The organism is Pseudomonas sp. ARP3, from assembly GCF_001029595.1.
Lineage (GTDB): Bacteria > Pseudomonadota > Gammaproteobacteria > Pseudomonadales > Pseudomonadaceae > Aquipseudomonas > Aquipseudomonas rhodesiae.
In genome coordinates, this window is record NZ_LEKF01000013.1 from 129,757 (window position 1) to 149,841 (window position 20,085).

Consider the following 20,085-nt stretch of genomic DNA (forward strand, 5'->3'; position numbering starts at 1 on the left):
TTATGTCTTCGATTTCATGGATGTGTAGGAATGTTTGGTCTTTTAATCAACCCACGACCACACCAAGACGAAAGTCTTTTGGGGTACCTGCAGCGCCTGGCGAAAGCCAACGGATTACCCAGAAAGGAACTGCTCACCGCCTTTGCACGAGCCGACGAGACCGATGTTGCGGACTGGCTGCAGATGATGGAAGGACCACTGAGCTGGCCTGCGGTATCTGCTGAGTTTCGTGATCCAAGGCCCAAGGGGGTCAAGTTATGGACGACTCATCACGCTCGTTACTGTCCGATCTGTTTGGGCGAAGCCGGTTATTGGAGAGAAAGCTGGGGCTTGACCCTGGTTACGACGTGTTCTGTCCACGGCACTGAACTCCACGGGCGGTGCCCCAACTGTCTGAAGGAAACCGATCCAAGCGCAATGAGTGCGAATAGTTGCCAAGCGTGTGGCACCTCATTGAGTGGGACCAATTTTGAGATCGCGCCGGCGAGTGATACGGCCGCCTGGCTCACCTCTGGCTTTGAAGATAGGTTTTACGCCGACTCGTTGCCAGCTGACGCGGGATTGGCGGCCCTCACCTACGAACAGTTTCACGAGTTGTCATCGCGTCTCGCTGTCAGAAGTTTGCCTACGGAAAGAACCCAGCCGCTGAAGGTTGCTGATTCGGGTTCGCTAGAGATATCGCGGCTTATGGCAAACGCGGCGGGCGTGGTTCTCATGAACTGGCCTCTCGCATTCAGAGAACTGCTGAGTGGCCTCAAGGCAGTCCATTCCGATAACGAACATTGGACGCTCAGCAGATCGTTCGGCCCGATATACCACGACATCCACCGTGATCTGGATGACTCTTGTTTTGACTTTCTTCGTCGAGAGTTCGAATCATTTCTGCAGCATGCGTGGGAAGCACCGTTAGCGAAGCGAAATCGCAATTTGAGTGAGGAGACGATTGAGAGACATCGTTGGGTGTCGTTCGATTCTGCTGCTGAAGCTTGTGGTCTCGGGGTATCAGTCATAAAACGCCTTCATCAGGAGGGACAAATCGCCTATCGGGAGAAGGTCCATGAAGATCGAGTCTTTACGGTCGTGGACCTGGATCATTTGAAGGCAATCTCGCAGCATCTCCAGGGCGTGGCTGATATGAAAGAAACCTCGACTTTGCTAAGCCTCTGTCGCAATCGGGTTAGGCAGCTGCTAGCTGGTGGTACCCTCCAGTTCTTTGGTGGAGAACCGCGCCCAGGCGAAAGGTGGCTGATTGACTGCCGCTCGATCAACGAATTGATTGATGAGAAGCTGCCTACCAGCTCTGACCAGAGCCTGGTGTCGATCAACTACTTGGCCAAGCATTCTCTGCCCAAGGGGGGTGGGTTGGTCGAGTTGGTTCAGGCAATACGTGCAGGTGAACTTCGCGCTTACGGCCCAGCTGAGAATGGCTCGGTTGCGGTAGGGGCGTGGTTACTCAAGCCGCAAGATTTTGCAGCGTGGCAACAAGCCCGAGCTGAGAACAAGAGTCCGGTCTTTCCCGGCCTGTCGGTAGTCAAGGCTGCTGCGCTGTTAGGCGTCAAAGAACAATGCGCATACGCGTTCGTTCGACTGGGTCTGCTATGGAGCACTGCTGTCGAACGAGGCCGGCGTACGCAATTGATGGTTAAGCCTCAAGCCATCGACAGATTCAGGCGTGGCTATATCTTGGGACCGGAGATTGCGGTGTATTTGGGGAAGTCGACCAGGGAGGCGTTCAAGCACCTTTGGGAGGCCAGGTTTCGCCCCGTTGCGGGGCCATCCATTCCAAACGCGGCTTGCCGGCAGTACGTTTGGGTAAGAAGCAAAAAGCTGATCGATTACCTCGCAAGTGAAGCCGCCCAGATCGACGATCCTGAAGCCATCACGTTTTTATCCACACCGATCGCTCAGCCTCGTGATTGCCGATTCAGGCATGTGGGATCAAGATAGTTAGCACGCTTTCTTTCTTGATTGCTAAAATCATCGAACCCATTTTGGAGAATCTTATGTCCCGTCTCGCTGAATTCCGCCTGCTCGAACAACAGCTCGCAGCCCAACTGGCGGAGCTGGAAGCGCTGAAAAATGACTCTGCCCTGAAGCAGGAAATGGAATTTGAAACGAAGCTGCGCAGTTTGCTCAACGAGTATGGCTACGGCCTGCGCCAAGTGGTGCTGATCCTCGATCCGCAAGCGGTGGCTTCCACTGATATGGCCCCAAAAACCTCTCGGAAACCACGCGAAGTAAAGGTCTACAAGAATCCACACAGCGGAGAGGTTGTTGAGACCAAGGGTGGTAATCAGCGTACGCTTAAGGCCTGGAAAAACGAGTATGGCGCTGAGGTAGTCGAGTCTTGGCTCGCCAATTGATTGCACTGCAGGCGGCTTCTGGCACGAGATGAATCGTGGTGCGCCCCGAATGCAAATTCCCATTCTGGGGCGTGACGAAATTTTCTGCGGGTGGTGGTGACACACAGTTTATGCGCATTAAATAGAGGTCCACTTCAAAAAATGGACTCTCCAAAATGCGGAATGCTCTCGTCTCAATCTCAGTGAACACCATCGCAAGCCTCCTGACTGCGCTTGTGCTTCACTGGATCACCCGTCCTCTTTCCGACCTCTCCATTCAGCCAATCACGGCCTCAAACTCTGGATCCAAGAGCTCTTCGTGCTCTTCGTAGATGAGAAATCTGGACCAGACAGCACGTTTCTGAACCACCCCATCAGAGCAAGCGTTCCCCTGGATTGAGCTATCTGGTGACGATTCGTTGAGTTTCTTCTCACTGCTAGGAAGAGCTCTGATTAAAAATTCGTGCTTCCTCAGAGGCTTAGCGATGGTGTCTGTAGAGGCTTTTCTGGAATGACGAGTAAGCTCCTGATGGAGGCGTTTTCTGCACTCCATCCCTCACGGGGACCGCTTGTCAAATCGAAAGGCCCTGCTATACAGTTCTTGTCAAAGGATTTGTCAAATGATGTAGAATCCGGTCCCTCGTTGGGCGCGGTGGAGGAGTTAACATGTCAGAACGCGAAGGGGTCTTAGCAAGGGCGCCGCTTATCTATGCGTTGAGCGTAATCAGATTTGCCCCGATTCTTAAGCTGCCAAAGCTGATCCCAGACATTCAGCACACGATCCGTCAGAGCCTCCCGGGCTTCTTCCAGATGGTCAAGGGCGTGCCGCCTGGGGTGATGCACAGCGGAGAACCGAATTCTTGGGCGTTCCTTAATCGGGATGCTGACTACGCGTGCGTGCTGGCCATGGATCACATGATCCTGCAAAGCACAAATTATCTTCATTTTGATAACCACTTAGCGCTTTTCCGTGAGTGCATTGAGGCGCTGGTAGGGCAAGCAGGTGCATTGGATATCACCGCTATCGGGATGCGGTACGTCGATAAAATTGAACCAGCTGAAGGTGAGACCCTAGCCGACTACCTTCCGGAAGCCATGCTCCCACTTAAATGCGATGAGCTAGCGGCGCATGGGAAAGTCCCCAAGGAGCAGCTTGGAATCTCTACTACCACCTACCATCTAGATCCGGAGTATCTGCACATCAGATGCTGGCGGCAGACTGGTATGTGGATACCGGAAGATTTGGTCGAGCCGGCCATGGTTTTCGAAATTGCTAAGCAATCGAGGAATTCATCCAAGCATGGTGCTCCTCTGCAAGGTGCATTTGTGCCTGTTAGCGAAAATGGTGCTCTTCTCGATACGGATGCGCATTGGCCGCTGCAGTTAGCCGAACGACTGGGAACCGAGGAGATCTGCACGAGACTCGACGGTTTGCATAAGACTGCTAACTTTGCTTTTAGGACAGTCGCGAAAGATCATGCCTTTGAGGTTTGGGGGAAGGCGAAATGACTACAGCAATGAATGGGCAATGGATTGATCCTACCGGGGCTGCTGTAAGCAGATCTTCTACTTGGGAAAACCCTGAAATTGCTCCGCGTGTAGGTAGCACGACAGCAAACCCTGTATTGGCGATTGCTTTCACAGCGATGCTGGCCGTTTCGGTAGTAGTCGCTCCTGGGACTGCCTCCCTGCCCTATCCACAACTTATCGGCTCAGCAGGCATGAGCTTTCATGGCGTGCATGCTGGTGCCTGGACCGAGGTGGACACCAGCCAGGATGCCAATGTTACCGAAGACGTAGCGCCGGCCTTAATCGAGGAGCTTAGGAGCGACTTCAAGTTGTCAGATAGCTCCATCGCGCAGATCTTCAACGTGTCTCGTCAGACCGTGTACAATTGGCGGACTGGAAAAACCGCCACTGGTTTTCCCGAGAGGCTTGCGGCTTTAACTGAGGCGTTGCGCCAAGTTAACGCCGAAGAAGCGCAGTATCTGCATCGGGTGCTTTTCTATCCAACCGCCGATGGCCGCCTGATTCAGGATGCGCTTTCGGATGAAGCGTGGAATCGAAATGGCGCTAAAGGTGTGTACGGAATGGTTGCGGAGTTGGCTGGCAAGGCGCAGCAGCTACGTGATAGGGACCTCAAAACCATCGCCAGGTTAGAAAAATCGGGCGGTTCGAATTTGGTTTGATTATGGCTGATACACCTGAGCAAGAGATCGTAAGTGCCATTAGCGCTGCTGGTTGGCTGCAAGGAGATACCGTCTCAGGTGACGCCTTGATTGAACACATATCCGAGGAGGTCCTGAAAGGCCAATTCGAGGGGGTGGCTCCAGCTTATTGGATGTTGGCCTCCCATTCCTGCACGGTGCATGCACGCAACCTTTGTGATGCGCCGTGGATAGAGTGGATTGCCGTTAAGGTAAAGAAAAAGGCCTTTGATAAGCAGCTGCACGCCCTCAATCCACGTACGCTGCACCTGCAGCACGCGGAAAAGCAGGTTTTGGAGCTCAAGATTCACAAGCGTGTGTGGACCAAGAGAGCCGTGCTTCCGACGCTCCACCGAAATCCGGTAATCACGCTGAGCGAAGAAAACGGTCAGTATTTCTCATACTGGATGTCCCACCATTACAACCGTATTGCGATGCCGGACGAGTTGGTCAACCCCCTGAAGGCAGACCAAGGTGACGACGGCATGAAGGGCATCGCCGTGCTTGTCGACGATTTCCTCCATCAGAACAACCAATTTTTCGCTAGTGCTTGGGTTTCCTTCAACCCCAAGGGCGAGATTCGCGACCCGGCTGAGCCCTACGAGGTGGTGTTCCGGTTTTTGACCAAACGAGAGCACGCCAGGCGCGCAAATGAGCTGCACGACCAGCTGAATGAATTGCTCGGGGTGGCCAGAAATCTCAACGATGGGCTGTACTTCGGTGGAGCAGACGTCACGGTGCTCCAAGACTTTACCATGCTCGATGCGGAAGACTTCGTGCGGTACAACCTTCACGACTGGCTCAGTGTTGGGGATACCGATGAAGATGAAGAAGGTGCCGATGATGCTGACTGAGCTGCTATCGGCCTCCCCTTTAGGATCTGGGTTTGACCTTAGCTGACCGGCTGCTCTACAAACCAATTGATTTTCTCCGGAGCCGGTGTCACTGTCGCTCCAAGAATAGCCCCCACGCCTCGGGCAGGTCCCAGACCTGTACTGCGCACCAGGGGGTTAGTTGTTTCTAGGGCCCGCCCAGGTCGATCAGGCATGCTTTGGGCGGGCCTCAAACCAGTGGGTGACCACCAAAAGGGTCAGTTAGGCCTACTGCTGCCTATCCTCGCTCGTTACCATCCAGAGACCCTCTATTGATACGGTTTCAGCAAAGATGGATGTCTATAAGGTCCGCATCGAAGACACAGAAAGCAAGATCATCGACAAGGAAGGTTTCGAGGCCGAGACCTTCCGCAGAGATCCATGGTACCAGCCTGGAAGTGCCGGCAAGCTAGCTCAGTTTGCTGTATGCCCGGCATGCGACAACCCTGTCCAGCTGGTTGGGCTGTATGAGCTACCGCCTAACGTGAAGAACCCATTCGGGAAACATGCTACTAAGAGCATTCGCGGCATCGCTCCATTTGATAGTGAGGCCCGTAACGATTGCCCGTACTTCCAGCCTCGCCAGCACAAGAAAACAGAACGAAAAACCAGGTTTGACGGCGTCCCACGGAAGATTCTCAAGCTATTGATCGAACAGTTCGATCGCGTGGTTTACATCCTGGAGAAAGAGACCCAACTGGTCCTTTCCGAGAACGCGTTGAGAGGCATGCTGCAGCGTTACAAGGGAGAGCGTGGCTACCTCTATACCGGCGCGACGCTTCGCAATGTGCCATGGATCTTTGCTTACATGTCGGACGCCACCCGCCTGTTTGGCCAGAAGGTCATTGGAAATGCTGAGCTGGTGAAAGCTATTGCCGCTGAGGTGCCAGGGGCGGAAATCAGCAGCACTGGTCGGCTGGAATCGAAGAAGGTGCCTGGTTCGAAGGCGGCATATTTTGATCTCAAAATGAGTTTCATCCGCCATCGAATCGTCAAAGACAGTGAAGCGTCCGGCTTGGTTGAAAGCATGGAGTTTGTAGTGTCACAGCCTCGCGGAGGTGAGCTTGAGCACATTCACAAGGAAGTCATCAAATTCGATTCGGCTTGGTTCGAATCCCTTATCCGGATGCCGGTTGATCATCCTTATCGCAGAATGGATAGAGTGAAGATGGCCCGGGAGGAACTGGGCGATCTGCTGGAGCTGACTCAGGCCTGAGGAGGCCTGTTGTAAACCACTTTTTTTCACTGTAACCACAGTGGTTTACAGTGAAAAAAAGTGGTTTACAACGTAGCTACGACACGCGCCCTGGCCACTCCCCAGGCCAGCGCGCTCCTCATTGATTCGTTCAGTCGGGCGTCGAACACCTATGCTGCTCGGGGCCTTGCCACGCCGCGGTGTCCTATAATTCATCTTCAGCTGAATGGAGCAAAATGTTGTGAAGCGCACATTCATTGGAATGGTCGAGGCTGGTGAGCCACTGATGAGGCAAGCGCTTGAAGCTATCCGACAGGCCCACGAAGCGGAGGCTGCTGGATTGCCAGACCTTGAGGTACAGCGTCTTCACCCATTGGCAGATTCGCTCTATCAGGCGGTCATTGATTTTCAGCTCCTCAAAGCAGGTAAACCACCGTCGACTATCCAGTGAGGACCTGCCGCTACATGACGAAAAAGATGCCAGCTCTTCTCCCCGACCACCCCATGTATACCGACGCAGTGGATGCGATGAAGCAATACCACGAGGCGCAGGCTTCTGGCTCATCTGCCGAAGAGGTTGAGCGCCTGCGTCAAATCGCAGAATCACAATTTCGGGCTGTCAGCGAGTATCAGCTCAACGCTCTGGGATATCAGTCTCGTCGTCCGCACTGAAGGGATAACCGATCCGGAGGTAGCTTCAGAATCCATCAAGCCAAGCGGAAGACTCACGACGCGGTCCGATTGATCAGCGAGACGGTCGGGAGGGTTTGCACACAGCCCCAAAAAAAAAGCAGCTCCCGAGAGCTGCTTTTTTCTTACTCCCCCTTTTTGTGCTTGTGGGGTTTCAGGTCCGGATGGTCCTTCTGCTTTTCAGGGGTGACTCGCTGCCTTTTGTCCGGAGTGCCATCTTCATTGGTGCGCTTTGGGCCTGGCTTGATGCTCATGCAAAACTTCCTTTTCCGCTTGGGTTGTTGAATGCAGCTATGTAATTAGTCCAGCTTCTCTCAGCTGTCAAAGCAGGCTGGTGCAGAACCGCCTGGCCGATGATCCGGTCCACATCGAACATTCAGAGGCCAGAATAAGAGCCTCCGACAAAGGGCTTACAAGGGGCAGTGAAATCCAGCGCTGAGCGATACGAAGACGTCTGGACGTTCATCATGCCGAGCACGGTGTGGAACAGGTTGTCGTGGCTCAGCGGTGACGTGGTTTGAGCTTTCAAACAACCCACGTTGACCTTTTCGCTCTTCGCGAGCGAGTCAGACATCCAAAGTACCAACGGCACCTTTGTTTGCTCGTCAGGAGCCATCGCGTAAGGCAGCCCGTGTAGATAGAGCCCACCCTCCCCCAGCGATTCGCCGTGGTCCGAAACGTACATCAGCGCAGTGTCGAACTTGGTGTTGGCCGCCAGGATATCGATGAGATTTGCAGTCACATAATCGGTGTAGAGGATTGAGTTGTCGTAGGCATTGACCACCTCCTCCTGCTTACATTTGTCGAGCTCGTTGGTCTCGCACACCGGTGCGAATTTCTTGAATTGCGAGGGGTAGCGCTTGTAGTAGGCCGGGCCGTGACTGCCTTTGTAGTGGAGCACCAGGACAGCATCGCCTTCCTGGCGCTTGATGAAGTCTTGCATCTCCGTGAGCAGCACCCCGTCCTTACACTCCTCGCTGGTGCACAGTTGGGAATCCGCGTGAGAGGCAGCCTTGTGGTTGGGAACCCTGTCGCAGACCCCTTTGCACCCCGAGTTGTTGTCAGTCCACATGACACTGATGCCAGCGCGTTGAAGCACGTCGAGCAGCCCTTCTCGGCTCTTGGCCAAGCCATCTTTGTACTGGGCCTTACCCACGTCCAGGAACATGCATGGCAGCGAGACCGCGGTAGCGGTACCGCAGGAGCTCACGTTCGTGAAGCTAATGACATTTCGCTTTTCTAGTTCCGGATTCGTTTCACGGGAGTAGCCGTTGAGGGAGAAGTTGGCGGAGCGAGCGGTCTCTCCTACTGCCAGTACCAGCAGCCTGGGTTTACGAGCCGCACCCTGTCGATTAACTACCGCATCAGTACCAATGGCCGTCAGCGTTTTAGGTGAGGCCAGCTGACGCTTCAGGTACCCATGGCCAGCCGCAAACAAGTTGGTAGGTACCAGAATCAGCCGGATCTCCCGATTGTTGCGCAGCAAGGAGGCATACGACTGGTACTGACTCAACGCGATGCCAGATAAGGTCAACAGAGCGAGCGACAGAGCAATGAACCTGCTGACCAAAGCTTTGGCCCAAGGCTTGCGCCGGAGGGGAACCCGGGCAATCAGGTAGACGGGCAACACCCCAACCATTGCGACCCAAAGACCGAGCTTCCAATTCAGCAGCTCGGTTGCCTCAGCGACGTCGGTCTCCACAACGTTGGTGAACATTGTGTAATCGATCACGATGCCGTAGGCATTCATGAAGTAACTCGCAAAAGACGCGCTGATCAGTACCAGGCACAGTATGGGTTTGGCCAGCCGCCCCCATGACAGCAAGCTCAGAACGGTAAACACCCATGCGAATACTATGACTGGGAGGCTAGCCGCTAGCTGCCAGTTCACTTCATCGGTTTTGAATACCAGCTTCCAGAGCACGTTCCAGAGCTCAGCGTTCGCGAATAGCAGTAACCAAAAAGTCACCAGGCCGATTAGCAAATTAGTACTGATGCCTTTCTGCCGCGCATTGCGAATAGCAAAGATCCATTTGCTTAACAGGGTGTGAACAATGGATTTGGAAGGTGTCATTATCAAACTCTGGAAGCTGCTTATCCATGGCGGTAGCTATGGAGTTAGCGGGAGCTACAAGGCAAACCGTCGACAGATGCTGAGCGATTGCGCAATGTGCGGAGCGTCAGAGGCCTTAGGCCCCTAGGCGTTGGGGACGCTTAGTATGTGTGAGGCATAGGGATAAAAAGAGAAATGAATCTCGCTGAGCGCATTATTTCCGGGACCTGATAACGACACGATGACCTCGGGATTACAATGCTGACAGAAATCCAATTACTGCTGTTTTGATTGTCATTGATCACGCTATGATCAAAATTAGGGGAATACTACCCACCAAAAGCAATGCTCCGCTCAGCTAGATAAATTTAATTTCACAAACAAAACGGTTTCGTTTTGTCGTAGGCTAATTTTGAACTTTCAATTCAACTTACAAGTCTTTCTCGCGAGCAGAACATAATTTTCAACTTTTGCTCGTTAATATGTCACCCATCAATGAGGGGCGAATACCATGAGCTTTTTCAAAAACATCCTGGGCGGGCACCATGGCCGTGGAAACCACGGTGGAGGCAAGCACCACAGCGGGGGACATGGGGCCGAGCAATATGATCGCCATGGCCGGCAGCAGGGCTGCGACGGCGGTAATCAGGTGTATGACGGCGGGCGCCCTCCCACTCCTGCCCCCATCAAAGATCTGCAGGGCTGCAGGCAGTGCCGGACGGCCAACGATCCGTCAGCACGCTTTTGTCTAAACTGCGGAACACCGCTATCGAGTGGTTGCACCGCCTGCGGCTCGCTGCTGAGTGCAGGAGCAAGATTTTGCAGTCAGTGTGGCCAAGCGACGCTCTAAGGCTAGGTAGACAGGAAGGCCAACGAGACCACAACCCTGCGCAAGGAGAAATACGTGGGTTCAAATCATGACCATGGCAGCGCTGCAGTACGCGAGGGGCATCAGAAGAAGCTAATCATGGCGCTCGGCTTGACTGGCAGCTTCATGATTGCAGAAGTGATCGGTGCGTGGATTACCGGCAGCCTGGCGCTGCTGTCGGACGCATCTCACATGTTCACAGATACTGCCGCCTTGGCGATCTCACTGATTGCACTTCAGATAGCCAAGCGGCCGGCGGATCAGAAAAGAACCTTCGGCTATGCGCGCCTGGAAATTCTGGCTTCGACGTTCAACGCCGTGCTGCTCTTCCTGGTGGCGATGTACATCTTGTATGAGGCCTACCAGCGCTTCTTCATGCCGGCGGAGATCGCTACCGGAGCGATGATGTGGATCGCAATCGCCGGCCTGATCATCAACCTAATTTCGATGCGCCTTCTGGCATCTGCGAGCAACGAAAGCCTCAACGTCAAAGGAGCCTACCTCGAAGTTTGGAGCGACATGCTCGGCTCGCTTGGCGTAATCATCGCGGCACTTATCATCCGCTTCACCGGCTGGACCTGGGTCGACACGATTGTCGCTGTGGCGATCGGCCTTTGGGTTCTGCCGCGGACGTGGCAGTTGCTTCGCGAAAGCCTGGGGATCCTCATGGAGGGTGTCCCGAGGGGGCTCGACGTTACGGCAATCGAGGCCACCATCCTCGGAGTAGATGGCGTGACGGACGTTCATGACTTGCACGTGTGGGCTGTCAGCAGTGGCAGTAACGTGATGACGTCGCACGTAGTGGTTCGGGATTCTGCAGATGGGGATGCTGTGTTGGCGGCCGTCGTGGATGCTGTCAGCGATGCATTCGAAATCCATCACTGCACCATCCAGATCGAGCGGGCAGCTTTCCACGAGAGCGTTCCCTCACCCTCGCACTGACCGATCGGTAAACACCATGCAAACACATCACCCTCCTGGCTGAGGGTGATGTTGCAAAAAAAATGCGGTGAGGGATGCCGTAAACGGCAGGAGCGCTTCAAGGGGGTTGGTGAATGGCTTCGCCTGCCCTCGTCAACAACCTCCAGAAGGCTCAGCGATGGCCTGGATCATCACGAAGTACCTACTCACTGCCGGTATAGTGATTCTCGTGTCAGAGCTGGCGAAACGCAGCGACAAGCTGGGCGGCTTGGTCGCCGCCCTACCCTTGGTCACGGTCGTGACGTTGGTCTGGCTCTATTTAGAGAACCAGAGCATGGAGAAGATCTCCAACCATGCTTGGTACACGTTCTGGTACGTGCTTCCGACCCTGCCGATGTTTATTGCTTTTCCATTGCTGCTACCTAAGCTCGGCTTTTGGCCGACACTGATCAGCAGCATCCTCATCACAATGGCCAGCTTCGGAGGCTTCGCCATACTGCTGCGCCGGTTCGGCATTGAGCTTCTATGATCCGGTGGCCGCAGGGATCATCTTGATGAGTCTTAACGGCTATTAACACACTCGCCCTTCACCAGGTAGCGAACCATGTGCAGTTCGCCTTTCGAGTCTTCGTAGGTCATCATGCTTCTTACATTACCGCAGTACCGCACATTGGGTGATACATACACCAACTTACCAACGTCCAGGTCCATGCCATAGGCGTAGTCTTCTAGTTGAGGCATGGGCTTTTTTACGCGTTGAGCATAATCCGCTGTAGCCTCTCTAGCAGTACGCTCGATGTGTTTATTGATCTCCATACCGCTTTGGGCATTGGCTGTTAGTGATGTAAAGAGCATAAACACGGCGATCGCTGATACAGTAGTGTTCATAAGAAGTCCCTTAATAAAAAAGCGCCCGTAGGGGGGCGCTAAAATTCACCTACCAAAGGAGCGTATGGTTTACAGGTGAATGCACTGGCGCGAACAACTGCTCGGTGCTCTTGCCAAGCTGCTTTGAAATGAGACAATTTCCAAAGCAGCGATGCCTCTTCCGCTGCCCTTAAACTAGCAAAGGAGGCTAACACCAAGATGATCGTGCAATTACAATTTGGACATGTAATAGATTGTAAGATAATTATTCGAGAGAATATCGAGCCGCCACGTGAACTAATTTGCAGAAAGGCGCTGCGGTTTGCGGCCGTGCATGGGGTCTGCCTGCGTGGCGCCCTCGATCCAAGGCCAGTACCAGTCCTTGCAAGCTAACGACCGAAATGCTGCCTGTCCTGGCCGATTCCACCTGCCAGGCGAATCTGTCATACACCGCCGCAGGCCCCAGAATCCGCTATGCTTAGGGGTGGAGCCTGCATGACTGTCAGAAATCTTGCGGCTACATTACAAATTTGTAGGATTTCGCCGCGGCCAGCTTCTTCGCGTTAAGATTCAAGCGTCCTCAGGTGACCCGGCGTATGGACAGAGGTAGCGACTACCACATGCCATACCCTCAGCCAAACTTTCGAACAGCCTGCAACCATAATCTTGGCGGATTAGGCCAACTCCTTCCTCACACCTTGAGATAAGTTATGCGCGTTCTAGTTGTGGAAGACGAAATTAAAACTGCCGAATATCTTCAGCAGGGCCTATCCGAAAGCGGGTATGTCGTAGATATCGTGCACAACGGTGTAGATGCTCTGCACTTGTTCAACACTAATGTCTATTCGTTGGTCCTCCTGGACGTGAACCTCCCGGGTATCGACGGCTGGGACCTGCTGGAAACCATCCGTAAGACCAGCCGGGTCCGCATCATCATGCTGACCGCCCGCGGACGCATCAATGACAAGCTCAAGGGCTTGGACGGCGGCGCGGATGACTACCTTGTGAAGCCATTCGAATTCCCTGAGCTGCTTGCTCGCATCCGTTCGCTGCAACGCCGTGGTGATGAGTTAGTCGAGAAGAGCTCGCTGAAAATTGCCGATCTGGAACTCGACTCCGTCCGCCATCGCGTCTTCCGCGGTGGCACACGCATCGATCTCACCACCAAGGAATTTGCGCTTCTGCACCTGCTCATGAGCCGAACGGGCGAAGCGCTGACTCGCTCTCAGATCATCTCGTTGGTCTGGGATATGAATTTCGATTGCGACACCAATGTCATCGATGTAGCCATCCGGCGCTTGCGCTCGAAGATCGATGACCCGTTTGAAACCAAGCTCATTCACACGCTTCGTGGCGTTGGGTACGTTTTTGAGGAACGCGCATGAGGCCATTCAGCCTGGCTGCAAAGCTGGGGTTAAAAGTTGGGTTGATGAGCGCAGCGTTGCTGCTTCTGTTCGCCACCTTTGGCTATCTGATGGTAGGCAAGGCTCTGGAAAGAAATGCCAGAGCAGACCTGGAAGTAAAGATGGCGGGGATGGCTCACAACCTGTCCACCATCCCGGACATCTCCGGCGTCAACGCGGATGCGCATCAGCTTGTCGATTTGGTCATGGGCCACAACAACCTGTATGTGAGCATATTCGATACCTCACAGAATCAGACTCCCCTGCTCTCGATTGGCTCGAAACAGGTCAATCTGGAGGTGCACAAGTTTCAGCCGGCGGCCCAGCCCAAAGAGCACGAATGGCGTGATACGCAGGACCGTCCTCTGCTGAGTGCTTCTCGAATCATGCGTTTGGGCGATGGAACAGAGGTCAGCGTCTATATGACCATGGACCAGTCATCCAGTGAGGCGCTGCTCGATGCGTTGCTGACCTGGGCCTTGATGATGTCCCCCGTCATCCTCGCACTGATCTTGGCCATTGGCTGGTGGACTGTGCGCAGAGGCCTGCTACCACTGACCAAGTTCCTCAAGATCGCCTCGAAAATCTCAACCGAGAGCCTCGACCATCGCCTTCCAACTGATGGGATGCCGGCAGAACTCAAAATGCTCGCCGACGGCATCAACATCATGCTGGCTCGCCTGGATGATGGGGTTCAGCAGCTCTCGCAGTTTTCTGACGACCTTGCTCACGAACTTCGAGCACCGCTTTCCAACCTGATGGGCAAGGCCCAGGTTGCCTTGACCAGAGAACGATCGCTTTCCGAGTACCGGGAGGTTCTGGAGTCGTGCACAGAAGAGCTGGACCGCATGAGCCGCATGGTTTCCGACATGCTGTTCTTGGCCCAGGTCAGTCATCCAGCATCAATGGTGGAGTTCGAATCCGTCTCCTTGGTCGACGAGGTTCAGCGAGTGTGCGATCTCTTCAGCATTTCAGCAGAAGAAGGCGAGATTCAGCTGCAGATCTCCGGCAGTGATGACGTGGTGCGCGGGAATCGCCTGATGGTTCAACGTGCCGTCTCGAATCTGGTCTCGAACGCGATCCGTTACTGCCCTCGCGGCCGCACGGTCTACGTTAAGGTGCAGCATAGTGCGAGCGGTACGACGTTGAGTGTCGGCAACCCCGGCCGTGGTATTGCCAAGGAACACCACGCGCACTTGTTTGAGCGGTTCTACCGTGTGGACAAGAGCCGAGCACGGAGCGAAGGCGGTACCGGTCTTGGCTTGGCCATTGTGCAGTCGATCATGAGTCTGCACCAGGGATCGGCGAGCGTGGAGGTGACCGAAGAAAACTTCACCTGGTTCCACCTTCACTTTCCGGAAGCCCAGCAAATGCAGCCGGCAATGACCGCCGCTTAAATTGCGCAGACACGATTAGGCCCGTCAATCGACGGGCCTTTTGTTTGCCTCAATGCATCAGTGCCGAAGGACCACAGGGTCCATGGGCGACCGCAGAATCACCGACTTAATAATCTTCTGTTCGTCAGGATTGGCGTTTTTCCACAGGTGTGAGAAGTACTGAGCATTCACTTTCTCTTGAGCACTTACGCTGCCGGCGGCATCGATCAGGCGCATGGTCGAGTAGACACAGATCAGCGCCAGAATGAAGAACGCCGTGGCGACCACCATCACATAACGCTTGGCCAGCACCGGTGCCCGCTTGAGCTCCTGGATAGAGGCGTCCGCCGCCTTTGTCGCTGCTGTAAGCTCCGAGATCAGTGGCTGGATGGCGGTGTCGACTCCGCGGCATGCAGCTGAATACGCTGATGCAGCGGCGCGCAAGGCAACCTCCTCCGCGTTCGACCAAGCCTTCTCCGCCTTTCGCACCTCCTCCTGAATCTGCCGGCCGACAGCGTCCACCTGCTCCACCAGTTCGTTCGACCTCTCCAGAACAGCGCTGGAGGTGCGCGTCTGCGAGGTCAGCTCATCGAGCTGGACAGTGAGTTTTTCAGTGCAGCGGCGAAAGTCACCGATAGCAACTGCCCAGGGCTCTATGTCATTCATGGCTATCTCCTAGGGCGGCCAACAACGCCGCGCTGAATTAACGCGCTAGATATCAAAATTGTAATTTAAGAGAAAATTCGAAGTCGCCCTCGACAGTGCCGAGATAGACATGATCCTTCCAGATTTGAAGATTTAACGCATCCTATCTGCAGCCAAAATTACGGAATTGTAATTATTGACTCACCTTGTCGTTAGCTTCGCGTTCCTAAACTACAAACCAACAAAGGCCGCTAATCAGGTTGGCCTAGTATGAACCGAGGTTCACAATGAAATTTGTCAAATCTATCGCTATTGGCAGCCTGCTGCTGGGTCTCATGGGTACCGCTTACGCTGAAGGCGGCTTCGAGCGAACGAAACAGTTCAACGAGAACTTCCGAACCGAACAGGCTCGCCTATGGAGCGATGACTCTTCGGACCAGAACAAACAACAAGTCGCTCAAGAGCAAAAGAAAGAAAGCAAGGATGGTAAGGAACAAGCCGACAATTAATCGGCGGTTAAATAGGACTTCAAATGACGAAAGAAATCGACAAAAAAGCCAGGGTAAAACCTGGCTTTTTTGTGCTTGGAATTTAGCCTTCGTTCTTGCGAGGCGTTTCCGCATTGCTTTCTCCGGCCAGACCCTCGGCACCTTGTGCGGGGCGTTTCCAATGGCACAGCAGGAGCTGGCTGGCGTTCGCTTCGGTGATCGATGTGCAAGCTAGATCAGCGGGCAGACCATCCTTGCTGTCTCGCAAGCGCCTGGACAGATAGAACGAGCCATCCCGCGGCCACTTGGCAGGATCCTTGATGTTCTCGGACTTCCCGCTGCTGTAAAACTCCGACGAGTATGAGCGGCGGCCAGGATAGATCAGGGGAGCGGAATGAGCAGACTGCACATTGAGCCAGGCTTGAACCACATCCCGCTGATTCTGAGGGCGCTCCTCTAGTACCCCGGCGTAGATGATGCCCGCACCGATGATTGGCAACACCAATGCGCTCGCAGCGGCAGCCCAGGTGGTCTTCGGGCCAACTTCGCTGACCCGTGCAGACAGCAGCAATGCCCACGCTGGCAGCGCGGGTAGCAGGTAGGTCCACAGAATGTTGCCTGCAAATGTGAAGAAGACCGGTGTCGCCAAGGCCCACAGCCAGAGGTAGGCTTTGAAGCGCTGCATCGATCCACGCTTGCGGATCAACAGTGGTAGAAACAAGGCCCATGGCAGTAGCGACAATCCGAGCTGGATCCAGATGCTGCCGTACGGCTTGGCATGAGCACTACCATAGAGGTCCCCTGCCCAGTTACTGACGACGTAGCGGCTCCAGTGCTCACCAACGAAGAAGTACTCCATGAAGCCGGGCGTTTTCATCTCGGCCGCGACATACCATGGCACGGATATACCGAACATGAGTACAAGGCCGCTAATCCAGGGAAGCCTCAGTACCCGTCCCCATTCCTTGTAGATAACGAACCAGGCGAATGCCGGCGCCCCCATAAGCACCAGGGTCAGCGGCCCTTTGGCAAGCAAGCCCAGCCCGAGACCTGCGAACATCAGGTAGGCATCCGCCTTGCTGGCGCACTTCATCCAACGCCAGAAACCGTAGCTGGCCAGCAGAATCGAGAACGACAAAACAGGGTCAGTCAGCACAACACCGCTGGAGACCAGGCCAAGTGTGGTGCTGGAAAAAATAATGGCAGCCCAGATGCCGGCGTTACGAGAAATCTGCTGCGTGCCGAGTTTGATGATGATGAAACAGCTTGCCAGGTGGAGTAGCCACGCTGGGAAGCGCGCAGCGAACTCGTTAACGCCGAAGACCGTCATGCTCGCGGCCTGGGTCCAGAAGGACAACGGAGGCTTGCCCCAGAACGGTACCCCGTAGTCGAACATGGGCGTGATCCAGTCATTCAACTCGACCATCTTGCGAGCCATTTCAGCGTAACGGGCCTCAGATGTGTCCATCAGCGGGTAGATGCCCAGCCCCACCAAACGCAATAGCAAAATCGAACCCAGGACCCACCACAGCGTCCTCTCGTTCTTCAGGTTCAGCATTTCTTACCCTCGATCGAAGCCATCGAAGGGTGGAGTGACACGGGATCTGCCTTGTTGCTGTGCTTCAGGAAATAGAGAGGCCGGCGCTTCACTTCCGCGAGTGTCACGCCCAGGTACTCCCCCACCATGGCGACACCGACGCACATGAATGAAGCCATTCCGACGATCAGGTGATGGATGTCGAAACTGCCTGCCACAAGCGACGCAAGCATGTAGCAGATGCTGGAGACGAAAAGACCGAAACTGATGAGGCTGAAAATGCGCAGTGGTTTGCGAGAGAAGCTGACGATGCTCTCGATGGCCAGATTGAACAGGCCAGCTGCATTCCATTTGGTGCTCCCGGCATGGCGAACAGTGCGATTGTAGGGCAGTTCGATGGTACGAAAGCCTACCCAGCCGATCATGCCTTTGAGAATCCTGGAGCGTTCATCCAGGGCCCGCAGGGCTGCCAGCGGCGCAGGCCCAATCAATCGGAAATCGCTGACATCGGCCGGCATGTCCACCTTCTCCACCAGGCGCTGCATGACCCAGTAGTAAGCCCGGGCACTCATGCGCTTGAACCACGAATCACCGATTCTCAGGTTGCGCTGCATGTTCACCACGTCGTAGCCGCGTTGCCAGTAGTCCACCATGGCCGCGATGAGCTCTGGTGGATCCTGCAGGTCGACATCAATGAAGATCAGCGCACTGCCACGGGCATGGTCTATCCCGGCGCTCAGTGCAGCCTCTTTGCCGAAGTTGCGACTCAGGGACAGGCAACGTACAGATGACCCATCCTGATAGTGGCGAAGAATGTCGGCCGTCCGGTCATTACTGCCGTCGTCGACATAGAGGATTTCGCAGGAGACGGGTAAGCGCTTCACCACGCGGGTGATTCGCTGGTGGAACTCGGGGATGGTTTCCTCTTCCTGGAAGCAAGGGACCACGATGGTTAACAAGGGATCAGGGCGCTCGGGAAAGCGATGTAATGTCTGCATGATTGAATGTCCAAAAACGATGTGCAATGAATCCAAGTGCAGTGAGGCTTAAGGTCACTACGACTTGGGAGATGAGCGGTGACAGATTCGACTTGATGAGGAACCACATACCCACGCCATTGCCGAAGTTTGTGGTTAACGCGACCAGTGCAAACCTGACAGGCTGAAACTTACGAGAGCCATCTGCCACAAAACAGAGCGCCCTATTTCCAATGAAGCTCGCGATTGCGCCAACCATGCCGCCACAGATACTGGCCAGTAACGGAGTAACGAATTCTGTCGTAACCAGCAATAGGAACACCGCATAATGGACTCCCGTTGCTATGAAGCCGATCCCCAGATAACGAATCAGTAAGGTAGTAAGAGGTGGGGTTTGATTTTCCATGCCCAAAGCCTATGGAGGCAAAGGTGAAAAAATAGTGAACTAAATGTAAATGCGTAATTAGCCGAATCTATATATGGTAAGTAACAAGTCGGCGCACTAGGCTAGCACGCTACAATATCAGAGGGATTGCCTGAAAATTACGCTTTCGAAATAAAAGCCTTCCGATAACGCATGCATGACCCGTGGATTACAATGTTGACAAGATAAGGAAACACCGGGTGGCATTGAGATAGATTCCCCGAATTAAGGGGGGCCTAATGGTTACACAAAATGAAACATATACAAGCACCGTTGTTCCTTACAGCCCTGACATATTGGATGATTTGCCAATTGATGATCAGCTGGCCGTAGAGTTTTTCGCAACAGCACGTTGTGCCAGTTTCAAACAGGCTGCCCGAGGGCTCAATGTGCCAGTGGTAGGCCTGCGGAAACGCTTGGAGAAACTGGAAGAGCACATTGGTGCTCCCGTGTTTGTCTACAAACACAACAAGCTTGCCCTGACCCGCACAGGCGAGAGGGTCAGCCATTACCTGTGCCAGCTCTTCGGCCCAGACGGCCTTGGCAAGTCCGGTGAAAAGGAAGTCCCCAGGCTTACCATCGCGATCACAGAGCCAGTGCTGAACGACATCGTAAACCGCGATCTAGTCGCCTACGTGCGTGATCATGCCGAAATGCAGCTGAAATCCATTCAGAATGCACAACGCAGATGCTTTCTGAGTGTGAAGTCGATGTGGGTATCGCTTTGGTGAGCCCAGATGATAAAGGCGCGCTTGATCGCCATCCTACGTATAGGTTTGAACGGCTTGGCCGGATTGGGCACGCCCTGTTCATTTCCAGCCGCTATTCAAGAAGCGTCACCCTTCCAGTGGAGAGCTTGGATTTGCACAACTTCATGCTCGTTGTCCCTTGGGATGAAGAGATCTTGGCGGGCTCACGAAAGTGGGCATCGATAATGGCTGAGCATCAGGGCGGTACCACTCGGGTCAAGAGCTACAACCTATCACGAGGCCTTGTCGTTGGCGGTGCGTGTATTGGAGTGCTGCCCGACTACAGCCGAAAACTGGAGAGAAATATCCTACCCGTGCCGGGTTTCCTGGACGACCTGGAGGAGAAAGATGTCTATCTTGTTATCAAAACGAAGCTTGTCCGCAATCCGCAGGTTTTGGAAATTCGAAGATTGATCAAGAAGAGCTTCTTTGATAAGAAGGACTGGCTTGTTCGGTAACAGTTTTGTTAGG

The 20,085-nt window shown here is 54.2% G+C and carries 23 protein-coding genes; 16 read left to right on the top strand and 7 right to left on the bottom strand.

Features of this window, described 5'->3' with window-relative positions; all coding sequences use genetic code 11:
- The first annotated feature begins 30 nt into the window (after nt 1–30).
- The 8 genes from ABX75_RS16500 to ABX75_RS16540 all read left to right on the top strand — a co-directional run bounded on the left by ABX75_RS16500 (nt 31) and on the right by ABX75_RS16540 (nt 7,288).
- Nucleotides 31–1,947: a TniQ family protein gene (locus ABX75_RS16500; protein ID WP_010951430.1), complete on the top strand. Its 1,917-nt coding sequence runs from the start codon at nt 31–33 to the stop codon at nt 1,945–1,947.
- Nucleotides 1,948–2,003: 56 nt separating this feature from the next.
- A complete protein-coding gene (locus ABX75_RS16505; protein ID WP_010951431.1) occupies nt 2,004–2,363 on the top strand; it encodes a histone-like nucleoid-structuring protein, MvaT/MvaU family in 360 nt (119 codons plus the stop codon).
- Nucleotides 2,364–3,008: 645 nt separating this feature from the next.
- Entirely contained in the window at nt 3,009–3,851 is an 843-nt protein-coding gene (locus tag ABX75_RS16515) for a TIGR04255 family protein (protein WP_010951432.1), read from the top strand.
- On the top strand, nt 3,848–4,531 hold the full coding sequence (locus tag ABX75_RS16520) for a transcriptional regulator (RefSeq protein WP_126404318.1): 684 nt from the start codon (nt 3,848–3,850) through the stop codon (nt 4,529–4,531). Before ABX75_RS16515 ends, ABX75_RS16520 begins: the two co-directional genes overlap by 4 nt.
- Nucleotides 4,532–4,533: 2 nt before the next feature.
- Complete coding sequence (locus ABX75_RS29435) at nt 4,534–5,403, top strand: hypothetical protein (RefSeq protein ID WP_177329688.1); 870 nt, start codon at nt 4,534–4,536, stop codon at nt 5,401–5,403.
- Between the two features lie 310 nt (nt 5,404–5,713).
- Complete coding sequence (locus ABX75_RS16530; RefSeq protein WP_010951435.1) at nt 5,714–6,637, top strand: hypothetical protein; 924 nt, start codon at nt 5,714–5,716, stop codon at nt 6,635–6,637.
- Nucleotides 6,638–6,857: 220 nt separating this feature from the next.
- Nucleotides 6,858–7,067, top strand: coding sequence for a hypothetical protein (locus ABX75_RS16535; RefSeq protein WP_003298409.1), 210 nt, complete (start codon nt 6,858–6,860; stop codon nt 7,065–7,067).
- A 14-nt stretch (nt 7,068–7,081) separates the two neighbouring features.
- Entirely contained in the window at nt 7,082–7,288 is a 207-nt protein-coding gene (locus tag ABX75_RS16540; RefSeq protein WP_003298411.1) for a hypothetical protein, read from the top strand.
- Between the two features lie 143 nt (nt 7,289–7,431).
- Here the strand turns inward: ABX75_RS16540 and ABX75_RS29730 are convergent, their stop codons facing one another.
- The gene (locus ABX75_RS29730) at nt 7,432–7,560 is read right to left on the bottom strand and encodes a hypothetical protein (protein WP_003253468.1); all 129 of its coding nucleotides are present in this window, start codon (nt 7,558–7,560) and stop codon (nt 7,432–7,434) included.
- 122 nt (nt 7,561–7,682) lie between these two features.
- Nucleotides 7,683–9,380 carry a phosphoethanolamine transferase gene (locus ABX75_RS16545; protein ID WP_003298414.1) on the bottom strand — a complete coding sequence of 566 codons (1,698 nt, stop codon included), beginning with the start codon at nt 9,378–9,380 and terminating at the stop codon, nt 7,683–7,685.
- Between the two features lie 490 nt (nt 9,381–9,870).
- Here ABX75_RS16545 and ABX75_RS28500 point away from each other — a divergent pair, with 490 nt between their 5' ends.
- From ABX75_RS28500 to ABX75_RS16560, 3 genes are all read left to right on the top strand, one after another.
- Nucleotides 9,871–10,209: a zinc ribbon domain-containing protein gene (locus ABX75_RS28500; RefSeq protein WP_079732563.1), complete on the top strand. Its 339-nt coding sequence runs from the start codon at nt 9,871–9,873 to the stop codon at nt 10,207–10,209.
- Nucleotides 10,210–10,263: 54 nt separating this feature from the next.
- A complete protein-coding gene (locus tag ABX75_RS16555) occupies nt 10,264–11,169 on the top strand; it encodes a cation diffusion facilitator family transporter (protein WP_010951438.1) in 906 nt (301 codons plus the stop codon).
- Between the two features lie 157 nt (nt 11,170–11,326).
- On the top strand, nt 11,327–11,677 hold the full coding sequence (locus ABX75_RS16560) for a DUF3147 family protein (protein WP_011953105.1): 351 nt from the start codon (nt 11,327–11,329) through the stop codon (nt 11,675–11,677).
- A gap of 32 nt (nt 11,678–11,709) precedes the next feature.
- Here ABX75_RS16560 and ABX75_RS16565 read toward each other — a convergent pair whose 3' ends face one another.
- A complete protein-coding gene (locus ABX75_RS16565; protein WP_010951440.1) occupies nt 11,710–12,036 on the bottom strand; it encodes a DUF2790 domain-containing protein in 327 nt (108 codons plus the stop codon).
- Nucleotides 12,037–12,725: 689 nt separating this feature from the next.
- On the opposite strand from ABX75_RS16565, the gene ABX75_RS16570 reads away from it, so the two are divergent.
- Both ABX75_RS16570 and ABX75_RS16575 read left to right on the top strand, forming a co-directional pair.
- Nucleotides 12,726–13,400, top strand: coding sequence for a heavy metal response regulator transcription factor (locus ABX75_RS16570; RefSeq protein ID WP_003253457.1), 675 nt, complete (start codon nt 12,726–12,728; stop codon nt 13,398–13,400).
- Nucleotides 13,397–14,815, top strand: coding sequence for a heavy metal sensor histidine kinase (locus ABX75_RS16575; RefSeq protein WP_010951441.1), 1,419 nt, complete (start codon nt 13,397–13,399; stop codon nt 14,813–14,815). The genes ABX75_RS16570 and ABX75_RS16575 overlap by 4 nt, the downstream gene beginning before the upstream one ends.
- Before the next feature lie 57 nt (nt 14,816–14,872).
- On the opposite strand, the gene ABX75_RS16580 is transcribed toward ABX75_RS16575, so the two are convergent.
- Entirely contained in the window at nt 14,873–15,460 is a 588-nt protein-coding gene (locus ABX75_RS16580) for a hypothetical protein (RefSeq protein ID WP_010951442.1), read from the bottom strand.
- A gap of 266 nt (nt 15,461–15,726) precedes the next feature.
- Here ABX75_RS16580 and ABX75_RS16585 point away from each other — a divergent pair, with 266 nt between their 5' ends.
- A complete protein-coding gene (locus ABX75_RS16585) occupies nt 15,727–15,948 on the top strand; it encodes a hypothetical protein (protein ID WP_010951443.1) in 222 nt (73 codons plus the stop codon).
- An 82-nt stretch (nt 15,949–16,030) separates the two neighbouring features.
- On the opposite strand, the gene ABX75_RS16590 is transcribed toward ABX75_RS16585, so the two are convergent.
- Genes ABX75_RS16590 through ABX75_RS28505 form a run of 3 tightly spaced genes read right to left on the bottom strand, consistent with a single transcriptional unit; the run spans nt 16,031 to nt 18,847 of the window.
- Nucleotides 16,031–17,485 (bottom strand): phospholipid carrier-dependent glycosyltransferase, encoded by a 1,455-nt coding sequence (locus tag ABX75_RS16590; RefSeq protein ID WP_010951444.1) that lies wholly within the window; start codon nt 17,483–17,485, stop codon nt 16,031–16,033.
- On the bottom strand, nt 17,479–18,462 hold the full coding sequence (locus tag ABX75_RS16595) for a glycosyltransferase family 2 protein (protein ID WP_010951445.1): 984 nt from the start codon (nt 18,460–18,462) through the stop codon (nt 17,479–17,481). The genes ABX75_RS16590 and ABX75_RS16595 overlap by 7 nt, the downstream gene beginning before the upstream one ends.
- The gene (locus ABX75_RS28505; protein ID WP_010951446.1) at nt 18,428–18,847 is read right to left on the bottom strand and encodes a GtrA family protein; all 420 of its coding nucleotides are present in this window, start codon (nt 18,845–18,847) and stop codon (nt 18,428–18,430) included. The genes ABX75_RS16595 and ABX75_RS28505 overlap by 35 nt, the downstream gene beginning before the upstream one ends.
- 257 nt (nt 18,848–19,104) lie before the next feature.
- Between ABX75_RS28505 and ABX75_RS29440 the strand changes: the two genes are divergently transcribed.
- The gene (locus ABX75_RS29440) at nt 19,105–19,596 is read left to right on the top strand and encodes a LysR family transcriptional regulator (protein WP_177329690.1); all 492 of its coding nucleotides are present in this window, start codon (nt 19,105–19,107) and stop codon (nt 19,594–19,596) included.
- On the top strand, nt 19,578–20,072 hold the full coding sequence (locus ABX75_RS29445) for a hypothetical protein (protein WP_177329691.1): 495 nt from the start codon (nt 19,578–19,580) through the stop codon (nt 20,070–20,072). The genes ABX75_RS29440 and ABX75_RS29445 overlap by 19 nt, the downstream gene beginning before the upstream one ends.
- Nucleotides 20,073–20,085: the final 13 nt, after the last annotated feature.